10 protein-coding genes are annotated in these 17,310 nt (G+C 53.7%); all 10 read right to left on the bottom strand.

All coding sequences use genetic code 11. The features are described 5' to 3' along the window. Positions 1–14: 14 nt before the first annotated feature. Entirely contained in the window at positions 15–971 is a 957-nt protein-coding gene (locus ACSFXJ_RS05585; protein ID WP_435924222.1) for an NTTRR-F1 domain, read from the bottom strand. A 170-nt stretch (positions 972–1,141) separates the two neighbouring features. Continuing rightward, positions 1,142–2,305, bottom strand: a complete 1,164-nt coding sequence (locus ACSFXJ_RS05580) for an SEC-C metal-binding domain-containing protein (RefSeq protein ID WP_435924221.1) — start codon at positions 2,303–2,305, stop codon at positions 1,142–1,144. Between the two features lie 63 nt (positions 2,306–2,368). Further along, positions 2,369–4,324, bottom strand: coding sequence for a GTP-binding protein (locus ACSFXJ_RS05575; RefSeq protein ID WP_435924220.1), 1,956 nt, complete (start codon positions 4,322–4,324; stop codon positions 2,369–2,371). A 19-nt stretch (positions 4,325–4,343) separates the two neighbouring features. After that, positions 4,344–5,132: an ABC transporter ATP-binding protein gene (locus tag ACSFXJ_RS05570; RefSeq protein ID WP_435924219.1), complete on the bottom strand. Its 789-nt coding sequence runs from the start codon at positions 5,130–5,132 to the stop codon at positions 4,344–4,346. Positions 5,133–5,148: 16 nt separating this feature from the next. After that, a complete protein-coding gene (locus tag ACSFXJ_RS05565; protein ID WP_435924218.1) occupies positions 5,149–7,488 on the bottom strand; it encodes an ABC transporter permease in 2,340 nt (779 codons plus the stop codon). Between the two features lie 46 nt (positions 7,489–7,534). Then, positions 7,535–8,812, bottom strand: coding sequence for an MFS transporter (locus ACSFXJ_RS05560; protein ID WP_435924217.1), 1,278 nt, complete (start codon positions 8,810–8,812; stop codon positions 7,535–7,537). Beyond that, positions 8,809–9,471 (bottom strand): TetR/AcrR family transcriptional regulator, encoded by a 663-nt coding sequence (locus tag ACSFXJ_RS05555; RefSeq protein ID WP_435924216.1) that lies wholly within the window; start codon positions 9,469–9,471, stop codon positions 8,809–8,811. Before ACSFXJ_RS05555 ends, ACSFXJ_RS05560 begins: the two co-directional genes overlap by 4 nt. 153 nt (positions 9,472–9,624) lie before the next feature. After that, positions 9,625–12,222 carry a glycosyl hydrolase gene (locus ACSFXJ_RS05550; protein ID WP_435924214.1) on the bottom strand — a complete coding sequence of 866 codons (2,598 nt, stop codon included), beginning with the start codon at positions 12,220–12,222 and terminating at the stop codon, positions 9,625–9,627. Between the two features lie 475 nt (positions 12,223–12,697). Further along, entirely contained in the window at positions 12,698–15,919 is a 3,222-nt protein-coding gene (locus ACSFXJ_RS05545) for a cellobiose phosphorylase (RefSeq protein ID WP_435924213.1), read from the bottom strand. A 251-nt stretch (positions 15,920–16,170) separates the two neighbouring features. After that, a complete protein-coding gene (locus ACSFXJ_RS05540; RefSeq protein WP_435924212.1) occupies positions 16,171–17,175 on the bottom strand; it encodes a LacI family DNA-binding transcriptional regulator in 1,005 nt (334 codons plus the stop codon). Positions 17,176–17,310 lie beyond the last annotated feature (135 nt).

Here is a 17,310-nt window from a genome sequence, read left to right as displayed (position 1 = left end):
TGCCTCCTTTTCGGTTAAATTTTGACGGGACCGACGCCGGGAGGGAAAACCGTCGCGTTGATCCCTCTGGTCTCTATGGTGACGAAATTTCCAGGGTCGCTTTCGATGTTGACGAATCCGTCGATCGTATAGTTGTGAGTCCCGGGATTGGGGACGACATCGATAAATGTCATGTTCGGATATATATCGTTTTCCAGCAATTTTTCTGCATTGATTCCGCCGAAGATCTGCATTTTTTCGAACGGACGGATCTCTAGCAACGTTTGGCCATCCCTTCGCAGTACGAAGAGAGCTCCGGATTCATAGATCGTAGTAAACCGGTCGGATTCGAATTTGAGCTCGATCGTCGCATCGATTTTTACCCGTTGGTTCGGCTGCGTCGTAACCGCATTCATCGAAAGAATATTGGTGAAATTCGGACCGGGGAAAAGCCGGAAATCGTTTTGGGATTGCTGATCCTCGTCCGGAACGGACGGAAACAGAACGGGAACCGCCCCGGACACATCATTAATAACCTGCTTCAATATAATTTGATCCACGAAGATGCCGGCCGTCCCGGTCGATGCTTGGCGCAAAATGGTCACTTCGGCCCGCACGGTACCGGCCGGCGCAGGCGAAACATGATTGTATACCGCTTGGTACAACCTCACCGATGCATTCGGCACCCGAATGTTTTCAATCAGCCCATAACCGAGAAGTGCGTTCGCGGCATTGAAATACGCAATGCTGACAGCCACAATCGGCGTCGTTCCGCCGCTGTCTCTTGTAATCGACAGCTTAAGTTCGAATGTGTCGCCCGGACCCGCCTGCACCGATTGAATCAAGGACGAATTCAAGTTTCCTCCCTGCAAAAGCGCGGCAAAGAATCCCTCGATCGTCGGCGTGCCGACAATCGTCGCATTTTGCGAAACCCAGCCCGAGAGTCCGGCTTCGAACCCCCCGTTTACGATTCTGTTTTGAATGACGGCCATGATCCTGCCTCCTTTTCGTTCCAATAAAATAAAGTATGAGAGGTTTTGAGTGAAGGCTTGTATATTTGCCGGAAGCCATTAGTCATGCATAAAAAAAGCCGCCATAAGGAGTTAATCCTTATGACGGCGTCGATTACGATATGAATTCCGTCGGCTTTTAAGTTATGATTCTATTTCCCGCAGCACTTTTTGTACTTCTGTCCGCTGCCGCACGGGCAAGGCTCGTTGCGTCCGACCTTGTCCACCCGGATCGGCGTTTTGGTTGCCGCAAGCACCGGATTGCTTTCCGTCGCGACTTCTTCGCCAAGCTCGGCCGGCGTATGGCCGCGGCGGGACCACATCCGCGTATGATTCATCACATCGGCGACGAGGACCGTGATTCGCTGAACCTGGTCCATCGAATCAAACGTGATATCCCGCCGCTCAAATTCGCCGACGATCTTTTGCATCGGCGCTTCCATCGAGCAGGCCAGCTGAATATCGTCGATCAAGTCGTCGACCGGCTCTTTTTCCCGGCATAGGTGGTTTAACACGTAACTCTTCAGGGTCGTGAGCTGCGGAGTCATTTCAAAGTAGCCGTCATCCGCATATTTCAGCAACTCTTTCTTTTCCGGCACAAAATACGGCTTTCCTTCCGCCTGCTTCAGCAGTGCTTCGAACTCTCCGGCTTCCGCAAAATGGACGAGGCTGGTGTCCGCCAGATATCCGTCATGCCGCACGAATTTTTGCTCTCTTTGCAGCAAACGCTCCAGGCAGTCGTTCAGTTCCTCCTCGTGAAGCGGCGTAGACGCATTTTGCTCGTTGATGATTTCCAACAGCTTGTCCTGCGCGAACATGCCGTACAGGTTGGTGAGCGCCAGCAAATAATCGTAAACGAGCGCATATTTGCCGCGAATTTCTTGAAACCGCTCCGAGTTCACTTGCGAAAAAGCTTCTCTCACCTCGTCCGGCATCACCAGCATGAATTTCCCTTCATGAAAATAGGAGAAAACAAGTCCCCGCTCCAGCATAAAGTGATAATGTCCGTATGGAACGTAGTTGTCCTGCATGACACGGTTTGCATATACGTAATCGAAAACGGCCCACTCCGCAGGATCCAGCACAAGCAGCGTCGATTCCATTTGCCCGGGATCCGAGACCCGTTCGAGAACCGCTGCCGCCAGCTCCTGCTGTTTCATTTTTGATCTGCCGGGGATCGTGTACACTTTAGCCAGCGAAGCCAGTTTCGTCTTCGTCAGCCCGCCCAAAATATCGCGCAGCGACGCATTCGGTTCTCCCACGATCGCATGCTGAATATTCGTCTGTTCCAACAATCCCTTTAACTCAGTTGACATAAAATCCGCCTTCCAAATGTATTGATGATAGTACCATATGACTTAATCCTCGATGCAGGGCCGTTATAACCCGTGCATCTGCTCCTCCGCCTCGTCCCAAGGCACCGTATACCCTTGGCCTTTGGCGCAAAAAATCGAGGAGGACGTATACTCGGGATCCGCGTCTTTATTGTAGCCGATCCGCTCAATGACCTCTTCTTCGTTATGGCAACGGTCGTACCCGGCCAACGTCAGGCTCAGCACGCCTTTTCCTTGCGTAAACGAAGCGAGCTGGCTGGTATAATCCACGAATGTTGCCACGGGTACGGTTCCTGTCAGCACCGCTTTATCCCCTTCCGTAACCGGAGCGTCAAATTTGCCGGAAGCCTGGCCGATATCCGAAATCACCCGCCCGATATGATCCAGATCGACTTTGATTTTAAAACGATAAAAAGGCTCCAGCAGGACGTTCGTCGCTTTTTCCAGCCCCTGGCGCAGCGCCCTGTATGCCGCTTCCCTGAAATCGCCGCCCGACGTATGCTTGTTGTGGGCTCTGCCGTTAATCAACGTAATGATGATATCGGTTAATGACGAACCCGTCAACAGTCCGTGGTGCTCGCGTTCAAAAAGATGATGGCGCACCAGGTTCTGGTTGCCCACCGGCAAATCATCGGGATGGCACTCGTTTTTGAAGGTCATGCCGGAATTCCTTGCCCCCGGCGAAAGCCGCAGGTGTACTTCCGCATAATGGCCAAGCGGCTCGAAATGCCCGTAACCGAACGCCTCGGAATCGATCGTTTCCTTATAAATGATTTCCGGCCGTTCAAAAGCTACGTTCAGCTTAAAGCGCTCTTTGACGATCTCCTGCAGAACCTCCAGCTGGATTTTGCCCATCACGTGAATGTGGATTTGCTGAAGCCTTTCCTCCCATACTACGTTCAAGGAGGGATCTTCCGCGTTCAATATTTTGAAAATAGGAAGCATCTCCTTGGCATTTACGCCCGGTTCGAACAACACCTTTGATTTCAACGCAGGGATCGTTTCGTAAACCGCTCTCTCCCGCAGCGTCCCGGCCCCGTCGCCGACGGCCGCCGCCGAAAGCCCCGTTACCGCGAACAGCTCGCCCGCCTCCACCTTGTCCGCCGTCTTATACTCGCTGCCGTTATAGATGCGGATTTGGGTTATTTTCTCCGTGACCAGGTTGGCCGGATCGCCATAGCTCAGGCTATCCCTAACCTTCAGCGTCCCGTTTAACGCTTTGATGAACGTGATCCGGGTCCCCTGGTCGTCATGGCGGATCCGGTAAATTCTCCCCGCAAACGGCCCGTCGCCGGAATAATCGGTTTCGGTCAGCAAATGAACCTGCCGCAAAAAGCTTTCGATTCCCGTTCCCTGCAAGGCCGAACCATAGGCGCAAGGGAAAATCCGATGCTCCCGGATCATCCGCCGCATCGCCCGGAGCCAAGTCTCCTTGTCGTAGCCCTGCTCCAGATAAAACTCCAGCAGTTCTTCATCGCGCTCGGCGATAAAATCGATCAATTCCCCGCCCATTTCGCCGTCACCGGAAAGCAGCTCCGTAACGCCGCAAGCCTCCGCCGTGAAATTCGTCCGGATCTCTCGCATCACTCGCTCTACATCCGCTCCGGTTCGGTCCGTCTTATTAATGAAGAAAAAAGCAGGAATCCGATGCTTGTCCAGCATCTCCCACACCGTCTCCGTCTGGCCTTCAATGCCTTCCACGGCGCTGATCAGGACGATGGCGGCATCCATCGCCTGAATCGCGCGCTCCATCTCCGGCGAGAAGTCGTCATGCCCGGGCGTGTCGATCAGAAAATAATGGTCGCCCCCATACTCGAACCTGCCTTGATCGGCAAACACCGTAATGCCCCGCTGCCGCTCGATCTGATGGCTGTCCAGGAACGCATCCCGGTGATCGACCCGCCCGCGTTGTTTGATGCTTTTCGTATAATAGAGCAGCTGCTCCGAAAATGTTGTTTTCCCGGCATCCACATGGGCCAGTATTCCTATTGTTTTATTCATAATGCTATTATACCATGAATCAGTTTCCCAGCTTCAGCAGCCATGCGGACAATTTCGCTTCGCGCTCCCGTAGCGCCGGATCCGTATCTGCGACCGAGCTCTCTCCCGCTCTTTCATGCTTCCCCAACGCCAGCTCGCCCGCCAGCTTCCCGTCCTCCAGGAACAGAACCCGTTCGGTCTTGGCCGCCACCTTGGGATCATGCGTGACGAGCAGAATCGTCGTGCCCGACCGGTTAATTTCCCCGAGAAGGTCCATGATTTCGGCGGCGGCTTTGGAGTTCAGAGCTCCCGTCGGCTCGTCGCCAAAGATGATTTTCGGACGGTTCATCAGGGCGCGGCATATTCCGGCCCGCTGCAGTTGACCGCCGGACGCCTGGGTAATGTCTCGCTCCGCCAGCTCGGAGATCCCCGTCTTTTCCATCAGTCGCAGGGCCCTTTGCCGAATCGCCTCCCTGCTTTCCGTCCCCGCCAAATATTCCGAAAGAATAATGTTGTCCAGGATGCAAAGATTGCTTAACAGATGGATTTGCTGAAAAATAAAACCCATTTTGCTCCGGCGCAGCTTCGAGAGCTCCTTTTCGGACAGCTTGGAAATGTCCATGCCGTCAAACAATACCCTTCCCGACGTTTGCCGGTCCATGCCGCTGATGTTGTGCAGCAGGGTCGATTTGCCGGAGCCCGAGGCGCCCATCACGGAAATGAACTCCCCCGCCCGGATTTGCAGATTAATATTCGACAGCACGGTTTGCTCAAGGCCTTTTTGGACCTTATAGGTTTTGCACAGGTTTTGGACCTCCAACATGTTCATTCAACATCCCTTCCCCTCATTCCATGGCCGTATTGGCGAGATTATATTTCTTCAACGGACGCAGACTCGCCAGCGCCGCTGCCGTAACCAACAGCCCTAAAGCGAGCGGGCACGCGAGATACGTTACGATAGGCCGGATTTCAAACTCGATTCGCGACGCTCCCATGAAAGACATCAGGAGTCCGGCGAGCCCTTCCCCTAGTGTCCCCGCTCCGATCGTTCCCACCGCGATCCCGGCCAGCAGCACGATGAGCATTCTCGTTAAATACTGGGCTCTGATATGGGCGTCCCTAAATCCCAGACTTTTCATGACGGCAATCCTTGAAGATTCCTTGGCCAGCAGCATGTTCAAATAAAGCGAGGTGATCAGCACGGATAGGCACGCCGCAATCAAGACAGCCAAAACCGCCGCTCTTTCGATTTGCCGAATCGTCGTACCGAAGGTCTGCGACAAGTAGTTATTCATATCGGTCACTTTGGCCCCCGGAAATAATCCGGCGTATTGTTCCATTTTGGCTTGGATGGAAGTTCCCGCCGTAATATCGGCTTGAATCGTGATCCGCAGCAGCTGATCGGGCCGGATAGAAAGCAGGGCCTTGGCGGTTTTTCCGCCGTTCGTCACATCCTGATAAATCCCGCTTACCCTGAATACGAGCTCCTTTCCTCCACCGTCCACCAAAGTCAGCATGTCGCCGACGCCTTTTTCCAAACTATCCGCATTCAGGCTGGAAAGCGCGATTTCCGTATCAGATGTCGGCGCCCTGCCGCTGCTGTAGGTGAGGGGGAAAACCGAAAAGTCCCCCGTCTCGACGTAGATATTCTCCAGTGCCCCCTCACTGCCGACAACACTGTACCTTGCGGTCATCAGCGATGTGAATTTCTCGACTTCCGGATCATTGACGAGCCGATCCTCTATACGGGCAAATTCGGCCGCGAGGTCATCCGATGGCTGCAGATCGATCCGCAAGTCGCTCATCCCCGTTCCCATCATGGCGACAAAGCCGGGCGACCGGACCGTGTTCAGAAAATGGGCAGGGACAAGAACCATGAAACAACAAGCGGCAAAAATGAATAACAGCAGCATATAACCGGAGGGTCGTCCGATAATCTCTTTGATCCCGAGAAAAAGGTTGACGCCGGACATCCGGCTGCGATGCAGCGGCAACCGGGCATATCCTTTGTCTCCAAAGGACACGCCGGCCCGCAGCGTTTCGGCTGCCGTCATTTTATGCAGGCGGCGGAGAACCAAAGCGCAAAATAACAGTACGGTCAAAAGCACCATACCGGCTGCGACCGCCGGAATGAACCAAACGAGGATATGATCTGGCGCGGCGCCGATATAAAGCGTAATGTTGGCGGCAAAATAACCTCCGGTCCACAGCGATAACAGGTATCCGCAAATGCAGGCCGCCACGGCCAACACGATATATTTGCTTAAATACACGATCCGTATGTCCCGCGGCGGCAGTCCGATCGCTTTCATGACGCCGATCTGCTTCATGTCCTCCTGCAACGAGGTCAGAATGGTGAATCTCAAACAAAGCACGGAGATCAGGATCAGGAGAAAACTGACCAGCAGGATCACCGCGGCCACTACGCCGTCCGTGAGGGCGTTCAGCATTTTGAAAAGGCTGATGTCGACGGCCGGGCCTTTGGACGGCAGACCTGCCGATTGGTAGGCGGCCGCAAATTCATTCAGCTTCTTCGGGTCATGCAGCCGGAATTCGATCAACGTTTCAATCTCGCCGGTCCGTGCTTTCAACGCCTCATAGTCGGCGGCATGAACGACAAAACGTTTGGAGCTGATGATCGACGGATTCATCTGCACGTCGCGGACAAAATCCGCGATCACCAACTCCATGTCCGCGCTGCCGCTGCCGCCGCCGATCCGGATCCGGTCGCCAAGCTTCAGCCCCTCCCGCTGCATATAGTAGATCGGAACCGCGATTTCCCCGCGCCCCACCTCGATCCTTTGATTTTGCAAATTCAATAAAATGTCGAACGACGGGTTTTGCATTACAAAACCGTTATCCATTACACTGCCGCCGTTTCCCGTCCTGGCGTCCCCGAAAAAAATGCGGTCGTTGTCGATCATCAGCATCTCCGAAATTTGCCTGTCTTGGATCAGCCGATGATGCTCCGCCGTAAATTCGTCTAACGGGCCAAGATCCTCTACCGCTCCCTGATGCATTTGAACAAAATGAGGAGCTCCGGAGACAGTGAACAGGTGATCAATGGAACGGAACAGTTGGACCATCACACTCGTTCCGCCGGAAGCAAGCAGCGAGGATAACATGATGAATACGAATAGCGCGAACGTCATCGTCTTTTTTCGGGCAAAGTCTTTCTTAAGCATCCTTCCCAGCATCTCTTATCCCTACCTCTATTTAAAAATAAATGGATTACTCCCGGGTTTGCAGTTCCCGGATCGACCGCATTCTCCCGATCATGACCGCAAGCCCCGCAACCAACGCGCCGGATACGATGAACATGAAGCCGATTCCCCTTCCTTCTCCGGTACCGATCACCCTTCCTACGGAAGAAGCCAGTGCTCCGCCTTCCATGATCAGCGGGTTGAAGATCCGGTCCGCCAAAATCCCGGCGACGGCATACGCGGCGACATAACCCAGTTGCGAGATGACGCCGATCAATCCCCATGCTCTCCCCTGCGCTTCGTTCGGGATATTTTTCCGGATCAGCACATCCGCGCATGTATTGACAAAAGGAAGTGCGGCAAAAAACAAAAATCCCGCAATCGTAATCATGCTGACATCCGCGGATAACCCGAGCAGCGCGAAAAATAACCCCGAGAAGCCCAGAGATACCGCCAAAATCCGTGAATAAGAGCCGGTAAGGTTAAACCCTCCGATAAACAGGCTGCCGGCAAGCAGCCCCGTGGCACTAACCGATTCTACGATGCCGAGTGTTTTCGTGTTGGATAGCGGGAGTACGAGTGGAGTGAATAACGTTTGAAGAAGTCCCATGAAAAAAGTGATGAGCGCAAGAAGCAGGGTCAGATGGAAAACGCCTCTGGGGGCGATAATGCATTGCCACCCGGCCGACAAATCCCGTCCAAGCCGGTTCAGTCCGCCGGCCTTATCCCGAACGGCAATGGTTCTACGGACGATGCCGAGGGTTAGCATGGTAAAGAAAAATGTGCAGATATCGAGCAGGAGTATCATTTTGATGTCCGTAAATCCGAGCAAAAATCCGGCGATCACCGGAGACAGCAAATATTTGGAGGAGCCCGCAAGCTGGACCAGACCGCTGGCCCTCGCATATTGCTCCTCGGTCAGCAATTCCGTGATGGTTGCTTTATATGCCGGGTCCGTCAAGGAAGCGAATGCGCTGCTGAGGGCCACCCCGGCGCAAATCTGCCAAACCTCCGCATCACCTGCACTGAGGATTGCCAAAATAAAGAGGAGTCCTATCGCGGATCCGCCTTCCCCCAACATCATCATCACCCGCCGGTCGTACCGGTCCGAGAGCACTCCGCCAAGCGGGTTTAACAGAATCATCGGCAAAAACGCGCAAAGCGTGACGAGGGAAACCGCGGCGGCAGAATTGGTGGTCTGAAATACGTACACGCCCAGAGCGAAGGCGGTCAAACCGCTCCCGATGCCGGAAACCAGCTCGCCCAGCCATAGTATCAGAAATTTCGGGTAGGCGTTCGCGCTCATCCGGCGGTATGTCCTTCGGGTTCATCGGCATGGCCTGACAAAAAGAGCTTAGCGATATATGCAAAACTGCCCCGTTCCGCTCCAAGCAACGTCTCCATGGCATAGATAAAGGCCTCAATCTTACGCCCCAGCTCATCCGGCTGCCATTGGAAAATGCCTTCATCAAACATCGTCACCGCCGTCGTCAGCAAAAATTCGATCGATTCCTTCGGATAAGGCGCATTAAACAACTTCTCGCCCATCCCCTGCTCCACGACTTCCTGCAGCACGGGGGTGAGCCGTCGAACCGTTTCGGACAAGCTCTTTTGGTGCAGCAATGCGTTATCCGCGTGATGGAGCTCATCGATCAGGTGCTGCCGGGCATGGGAGTCCGGCTGTTGAGCCAGCATGATGCGTAAAAACTTCTCATGGACGGTCAACGATCCGTCGGACGCGATACCCTTCGCCGTCTTTACCCCGGCATCCACGATCCGCATGACGATGGCGTCCAGCACCTCTTCTTTGGATTTGAAATAATGATAAAAAGTTCCCTTCGCAATGCCGATTTCACTCAAAATATCGTGGATCGTCGTCTTGTCATACCCTTTGCTCATAAAGAGTTGTTCCGCCGTATCCAGGATTTCGTTTCTTCTTTCTTCGGGATCTTTGATCGTTCGCATGGATACCTTCCTTCCTCTTCCCCCGGTTTCGCTTCATTACCGACCGACGGTCGGTCTATAGATTAGTTATATAAAACCCGGAACCATTTGTCAATTCATGGTTCCGGGTTTGTCGAGTTTTCCTCTGCACGACGCTCCAGAAAGTCTGCCTGCTCAGGACTGCGTATAGGAATACCTTGGCGAATCGTACTGCGGTCCGGACTTTTCGTAGGTAAACCAGTATTCGATCACCGAACCCGCGCTTAATCCGCCTACCGTCTGCCTCCAAGTCCCGTTATCGTTGGTCATGCGGTAATTGAGCTGTCCGCCTCCATCCGCAACATAATGCACGTCCACGTAAGCCGCCGGAACGACGGGCGTAATATAAATGCTTACCTCGTTGGAAGAAATGCGAGTCACTCCTGCCGTGTAATCTTCCGTTGTTACGGGATCACCGGGGTTGCCGGGATTGCCGGGGTTTCCGGGGTTTCCGGGGTTGCCCGGGTCCGGTTTTCCGCCGCTTCCTCCCCCTACGTTAAAACTGCCGGGTTGCACGGTCACCCGATGTCCGTCCGAGAACGTCACCTCTTTGGCGCTGCCCGTCATGTTATAGACAACGTATGTCTTGGCCCCGTTTTTGTTAAATACCGCATAGAGCGGATAATCCGCCGTTACGGTGCGGTCCGCATGGCCGAGCGCGTTCAGATTGTGAATCCAGTGATACATATTCGCCTTGGAATTCCCCTGCTCCGGCGTCAACGCCTGGATGCGAGCGTTCATCTTGCCGATGGCGTCCCCGGGGTTGGAAATGGCGCGGTACATATAAACCAAATCCTCCCACGGGCTGAAGTTCCCGCCGCTTTCGCTCAGGAGCGCGTTGTAGTTCCGTTCGGCATAATCCGGATATTGCGTCAAATAGAGGGATGCGGAGCTGAAAGGAAGCCAGTTGATCCCGTGAACTTCGGTCGGATTGGCGGTCCACCACGTCGCATTGCCGACCGTTTTTCCTCCCCAGATCATGCTTGCCGTCTCGCGTTCAAACCCCTGCGGGAAATTGCTCCCCGTTACGTCGAACCAGTACTCCTGGATCGCGTTCATCTCGGTCGTGTACAAATAAATGCCCGCGTCGCGGATCGCTTTGTTCCCGGTCGCCTCTCCCCATAAGATCATCCCGGCCCAGGCGTTCATCGCCTCCGAAGACGACTCGTTATTGTTGCCGTCGCCGAAACGGGCGTGCCCGGAGGCCCAGGAATGCCCGGCATACGGATCGAAGTTGCGCAAATACGGGAACATCGGGTCCTGCCGGTCGGTGCTCGCGATGTCGCGGATCAACAGCTTGACCATCGCCCCCCAATTCGCGTCACTGGCCCAGGCTTTGTCCGTTCTGGCGATTTCCGCCGCGGCCTTGATAAAATAACCGTAGTGGAAATGGTGGTCGTTCAACTCCTGGGCGGTACCATAGCTGTCCGGGTATCCGATCATCGTCCCCCAGTTGTTGTCGTAGTAGAACACGTTGCCGCTTTTCAGGTTGCCGGAGCCGTCGCTCGCCTTGAACCAGTCTTCCAGCCTGCTTTTGATTTCGCTCCGGAACTTCGTTGCCGCCGTCGTGTTGCCCAACTGGTCCGCGATCGGGGCGAGCGTCGCCAGCTTGCCGAGGCGTTTGCCGATCCAGTACGTGTCGGGCGCGTCTCCGTACGTTTCCGAAGCGGCTTCGTTCACATATTGATTCAGCGTGTTTTTATCGTAGGATCCGAGATCCGGCAAGGAAGGCAGCACGCCCGTAAATTTCATTTTCGTTTGAAAAGAGGTTCCCTCCACCGTTTTCATCGTCCCTCTGACCGATGGATAAGTGTAAGCCATAAAAGAGGATTGCGTATTTTTCCACTGATGCGGATAGAGCGCAAAAATCGTCCCCGCCTGGTTTCCCTCTTTCGCCGCGGTGCTGACCGAAAATGTCGTGGTCACCTCTCCGTTGCTTTCGTTGTACGCATATTCCGCTTTGGTATCCGTCACATGCGAATAGGCATACTGTTTGAATTTATTCAGTGCCGCATCCGAGGCTTCCGGCAAAACTGCGATCGAAAAGTAATTTTTGCCGTTCATCAGGTTCGTCAGCGAGCCCGTGCCGATCCCGGTCCAGGTGCTTCCCGAAGGGCCGAATAGCCCGTAATGCGCTCCCTCGATCGTGATTCCGAGCACGCTGCTGTTCGCTCCCCCGGACCAAACTTGGGGAGGAGTGTAAAAGCTCAGCTTCGGATTTCCCCCGCCGAAGGTAAAATACACATATGGCGACCCGTGCCCGTACGTTACGCTCATCGACTTGTCGTTTTGCTGATACAACGCTTTGACGAACCAATCGCTGAATCCGTCCACCTTGGCATCGGGAAAAGCGGACACCCCGGAGTGCCCGACCGTAAAGTCATGGATATCGTTCATCCATCCTGCGACAAAATCCGGTTGCGCGGAAATTCGCGACCCCGGATTATAAATCCGGATGCCGTCCGTCTGATGCTTCATTGCCAGGGGATGCGGATATTGCGCTTCGGAAAAAGGCACCCAGGCCAAGCTGCTCCACCAGTCGTTCGTGGGCATTTTCCCCGTTGCTCCGGACGTTTTGTAAATCGTGGACTGAACCGGATTGGCTCCGGGTGGCAGAACGGTGGAATAGGATCCGCGCCCTGTGCCGGATTCCCCTGAAAACGCATTCAATTCAACCGGAAAAAGAGAGATTCCGACAAATATCGCCAGCATGCAAGAGATCAGCTTCTTCATACATAACCTCCGTTGAACATGAATTGTTCCAGACGGCCGCGGTCCGACTGCTACATCTCCATTCTTACTTCCCGCGAACATCCAGGTCAAGGAAATGTTTCAATATTTTAACTAAATAAGGCGAAACCGCTAAATTTTCGGGCTAATTTTAAAACGAAAGGACTACGGAAATTTTCGCTGCTCCCTTTTCACGGTCCCTAATAGTCTACATTACCGATCCTGCCACCCTTTCTGTACGATATTTCATACACAATCTTCGTAATTCGCCCGAAATGGAGCATTGTGTACGATCTTTCGACCTTATTGGGCCGCATTACCGATCCTGAAGCCTTTTCTGTACGATATTTCATACAGATTGGTCAATATTGGCCCAAAATCGAGCATTATGTATGATTTTTCGACCATATCAGGCCATATGTATAATCCCGGGCTCCCCCTTGCGGGGGAGTCTCCGGGAACCTGCTCGTAACTTTGCTTATGCGAGTTCTGCCCGAATCGCGTGAACGCGGCCGCTGCGCACCGCATGCGCGAGCTCGCCTTGAATCACCGGGCCTTCGATGTTCAAGCTCGTACCATCCTCCATCAGCAGCGTGATTCGAACGATGGAAACGGCTCCTTCACCGTAAGTGTTTCGTTTCCCCGGATTATGATAAGTCACATTAGTGGTGCCGAGGAATTTGAACGACACCTCGCCGTTCTCGTCAAACAGCCAGCCCGGAAGCGACGGGTTCAGGCAAAGCCGAAGCTCACCGTCCCGGATACGGAAAATGTCTTTGCCGGCCATCATCGTAATCCACATGCTGATAAATTCCGCGGTCGAACCGCTGAGTCTGGCCACGAATCCTCTGCCGTGCACCTGCGGGTCGGGATTCACGCTCGAAGCGATGAAGGACGAATTTTCAAGCGTGCTTCGCCCGTAAACCGCCGGATCCAGGAACGGAATGAGCGAGGTGCGGATTTCCTCGAAAAATTGTTCCTTCAGCCCGCTCTTCAGGAGGGCAAGCAAATATTTATAGCTCATATGCAAAAAGATCGACTCGCGCTCCAGCCAGCCCGGCGTAAACGCGCGGATACGGCCGATTTCATGGGATTCATGATCCAGACTGACCGACGTTTTGTACATCTTCAGCTTGCCGTCGAACAGATCGCTCCGGCGGATATTTTCGTAGGCCTTCTTCGCCTCCGCAGGATCCTCCAGGGTTTTCATCCATCGGGCCGGGCCTTCCAGGAAATGCGGAAGCGGGCGGGCCTCGAACTTCTTCACCTTGGCCTTCGGCAGGCCGTAACCGCTAATCACCGGCGCGCCTTTTTCATCAAGGACCGCTTCATATTCGGCGGCTTCGAACGCGAAATACGTCGGCGTCAATCCTCCCCCGAGCTGGATCGCCTTCGCGATCCCCGCGTCCACCTTGCGAATCATCGCCTCGAATATCGGAATGAGGGAGATAACCTGCAGGGATTGTTCACTGCCGGAAATGCCGAACCGGATGCTGTCGCGGTACTGTTCGCGCGCGGAGGCGACCTGGTCCCAATATCCGAACGTATCGAGTCCGCCTTCCAGGTGACGATTCAGCAATAAGGTCACTTTTTCCAGCAAACCGGCCATCTCTTCCGGAACCTTGATTTCTTTTTCGCCCGATTCCTTGGACGCTTCCAGGACGAACTTCAGCATCCGCTTCAATTCGAACGTTTCGCTCATCCCCGAACCGAACAGCCCCGGCAGCCCGTTCATCGCATCGTTCCATCCGGGCTTGTTCCCTTCCATTTCGATACCCATGCCATACGGATCCAAGGTAGCGAACTTGTTCAGGGACAGGGACAGCAGCTTGACGAAAAGATTCGTGCGGTAAATATCTCCGCTTCCATGGCCGGTTTTCAGCCAGTTCGTGCTTTTCGGCGTCAGACCGAAGCGCTGCATTTTTTCCTCATCGTGCTCCAGAGATCCGTATTGACGGACATGCTCCCCGTTCAGCACATATTTTTCGCTCCGCGGCAGCACTCTTGCCGGACTATCGAAAAACGTATAGTCGTTTTCTTCAAACAAAAGCCGGGCTTTCCGGTCCGGGAAAATGTCCAGATAGCTGTCGATAAGATCCATATTGTAGGTCCAATGATCCGACCAGTAGCCTTCGCCAAAGGCGGCTTCGATTTGCTGCTCGGCCAGCGAGAAAACGCCGGCGAGAAATTCGTTCTCCTCCACCTGCAAAGTTACCCCGTTCAGCACGATATACGAAATGAGCTTACCCGGCGTAAATTTGCCGCGGCACAACGCATGGAGTTCTTCAACATGGCTTCCTGCTGTTTTTTTCAACCATTCCGTCAGCTCCGCCGCCCGGCTTTCCGGTACATGAAAACTCGTTCCCTCGACTCCCAGCGGATTGTAACCGTCGGCCTGAATCAGGCTGAAAAAGGTTTTGATATTAAACGAACCTACCCGAGGATTAAAGTAAATGTCGCTGCGGCGGTTCTGGTTCGCGTCGCGGAAGTTGCCGTTCCCTTGTGAATAATATTCCGGCGCGATCGAGAAGAAATTGTAGTCCCGCTCCAGATCGCCGTGCTTGCGGGAATACAAGTGAATCACAAAGCCTTCACGGCCGTTTTCAAAAATAAACGGATATCCGCCCCGCAAAAAATTGTCCAGATAGCTTTGTCTGGCGTAAGCGTCGAACATCGGCATCGCCGTTTTGGTCGCCACATCGGCCGTCAGCGTGTCGGTCAGTTCCCGGGCTTCTTTTTGCTTTTGCTCCACATAGGCCGGGGAAGCGATCGACGGCACCTTTTCGTTCAGTCGTTCCACGCTGTCAAAGTGGCCGATCAGGCTGTAAATCGTTCTGCTCTCTCCGGGAGCCAATTCTGCGCTTACCCCCGTAAACCCGCAAGGCACTTTGTTCGTGCAGTATTGCGTCCGGGTCGCCAGTTCGGCCAGCGTCGCCGCAGCGAAGCCTTCCGGATATCCGAGCGACGTGTTACCGCCGAACACGATTTCAAAATCCGCAAACGGTTTGATCACATTTCCGCTCTCGTCGAACGACAGGTAAAAGTGCCCGCTGCGCACTTCGCTGACCTCCGCCTCGTCCGAAACGCTGGAACGATTGCGGTAATACGGAACCCCGTTTTCTAAGTTTTCGACCTCCATCCAGCTGCGAAGCAGGTTGCCGATTTCCTTATAAGCCGCATTCTCGACCCCGTAAGGCAGAATCTCCGGAAGGCCGTCCAGCACTTCCATCCGCAGCGTTTCCTCCGACAGGTTCGTGAGCTCTACTTTTCTGACCAGGGCGGCATAGTCATCGTTCGGAACGTGAAAATAAGTGACTTTCGTCCGCAGCCCTTTGGCCTCATGGATCTCTTCGATGCCGATTTCGTTGGCCAAAATCCGCATGCTCCGTTTTGCCGCGGAATCCGGGACCGCGCTTTGGAACGGCTCGTAAATCCCCTCGGCACCGGCAAATTTCACGAATGTCCGGAATCCTTTCATCGATACGGATTGGTAGGTAATGCTCGCCGGAGAAAACTCCATGATCGGACTGTTCTTGTCCCGAATCCCGAAGCTGGCGATCGCCTGACCGCGATTCACGTAAAACGTCCACATCGGAATGCCCTTCAATCCCGCCAACCCCGGCAAAAAGCTGGAGAACGGCTTCGCCTTATCAAAATCCTCAATGACGAACGTATCCTGTTCAAATTTGTAATCCGGCATTTGTATACCCTCCCGAAATAATAAAATTTAAAATTTAGTTCACTAGTAAAACCATTCGAAACCGGTTTCGAAATTTTCAAAAAAATAATTTATTTCATTCCTTGCATATAAAAGTGGATTGTTTTCCGGCGATTTTTAAAAGCTCCGATTTCGACTTTTAAATACAGGTAATGCAATAATTCATCTACTCCAGACGCAGTTGTCGCGCTTTCTTTCCCAGTGGCGGCGCACTCCCGGTTTACGGAAATCGCCTAAACCTCCCGGCACGACTCCCTGATCATCAATTCGACCGGAATCATTGCGGACGGGGTGCGTTCCCCGCCTTCTATAGAAGAGATTAACATGTCGGCGGCTTTACTGCCAAGTGCATACGTATCCTGCCGAACCGTCGTCAGCTGCGGCGTCAAATATTTGGCCATTTCGATATCGTCGAATCCAATGATTGAAATATCTTCTGGCACTCTCAGACCTTGCTTCTTCAGCGTCATCATCGCGCCAACCGCTAAATTGTCTCCCGCGGCAAACACGGCCGTAGGCCGCACGCTTGCCTGAAGCAGCCGCTCCATGGCCATCTTGCCGGTCTCCACCGTGTAATCGTAGCTGCCTTGAATGATGTGCTCGCTTTGAATCGGCAACCCGAGACTTTCCATAGCCTGTAAATACCCCGCATGCCGCTTCCGTCCCGCAAAGCTGTCCCCGCCGCCAATGTGGGCGATCTCCCGGTGGCCGAGACGATGCAAATATTCGACCGCTTGCTTGCTTCCGTCGAAATTGTCCGAATAGACCGTGCTTTTGGATTCCGATTCCTGATCCAGCAGAACGCATGGAATATCCGACTCCAGCAGCTCCGTAAAATACGGGTCCGAATAATCCGGCAAAATCACGACGACGCCGTCGATCCCGCGAATTTTGCAACGTTCCAGATAGCTGCTTTTTTTGCCGCCGATATCCTTGGAAAGGAACATCAAGTCATATCCCCGCGACGTTGCGATGCTTTTAAAACCTTCAATGACGCCGGCAAAATAAGGATGAAGCATGCCCGCGCCCGACGGCTCAATGTACAGCACCCCGATCGTCCAGGACCGCTTCATCGTCAGCGAGCGAGCTTGGGCGTTCGGTACGTATCCTAGCTCCTCGGCCGTCTCCATGATTTTTCTTCGGGTTTTCGGGCTGACATCCGAGTATCCGTTGAATACCTTCGAAACGGTCGTCGGCGAAAACCCCGTCGCTTTCGCGATATCATAAATCGTAATCACTTGCCAATTCAACTCCCGCCATGACTGGGCAAATTTGACATTCCCCCTGTGAAATTGTAGCCGTCATCGGCAGGGAAGTCAATGAAATTGCTTCCATATGCGAGGATAACCGGGGGCGGAGACCCCCGGTCAACA

This window comes from Paenibacillus salivarius, assembly GCF_051307165.1.
Classification (GTDB): domain Bacteria; phylum Bacillota; class Bacilli; order Paenibacillales; family Paenibacillaceae; genus Fontibacillus.
Note: the sequence above shows the minus strand (reverse complement) of the source record. Positions and strands in the feature narration are given on the sequence as shown.

Excerpts from the sequence above, each read along its gene's own strand:
- ACSFXJ_RS05585 (WP_435924222.1), bottom strand. The coding sequence starts at position 971 with ATGGCCGTCATTCAAAACAGAATCGTAAACGGGGGGTTCGAAGCCGGA.
- ACSFXJ_RS05580 (WP_435924221.1), bottom strand. The coding sequence starts at position 2,305 with ATGTCAACTGAGTTAAAGGGATTGTTGGAACAGACGAATATTCAGCAT.
- ACSFXJ_RS05575 (WP_435924220.1), bottom strand. The coding sequence starts at position 4,324 with ATGAATAAAACAATAGGAATACTGGCCCATGTGGATGCCGGGAAAACA.
- ACSFXJ_RS05570 (WP_435924219.1), bottom strand. The coding sequence starts at position 5,132 with ATGAACATGTTGGAGGTCCAAAACCTGTGCAAAACCTATAAGGTCCAA.
- ACSFXJ_RS05565 (WP_435924218.1), bottom strand. The coding sequence starts at position 7,488 with ATGCTTAAGAAAGACTTTGCCCGAAAAAAGACGATGACGTTCGCGCTA.
- ACSFXJ_RS05560 (WP_435924217.1), bottom strand. The coding sequence starts at position 8,812 with ATGAGCGCGAACGCCTACCCGAAATTTCTGATACTATGGCTGGGCGAG.
- ACSFXJ_RS05555 (WP_435924216.1), bottom strand. The coding sequence starts at position 9,471 with ATGCGAACGATCAAAGATCCCGAAGAAAGAAGAAACGAAATCCTGGAT.
- ACSFXJ_RS05550 (WP_435924214.1), bottom strand. The coding sequence starts at position 12,222 with ATGAAGAAGCTGATCTCTTGCATGCTGGCGATATTTGTCGGAATCTCT.
- ACSFXJ_RS05545 (WP_435924213.1), bottom strand. The coding sequence starts at position 15,919 with ATGCCGGATTACAAATTTGAACAGGATACGTTCGTCATTGAGGATTTT.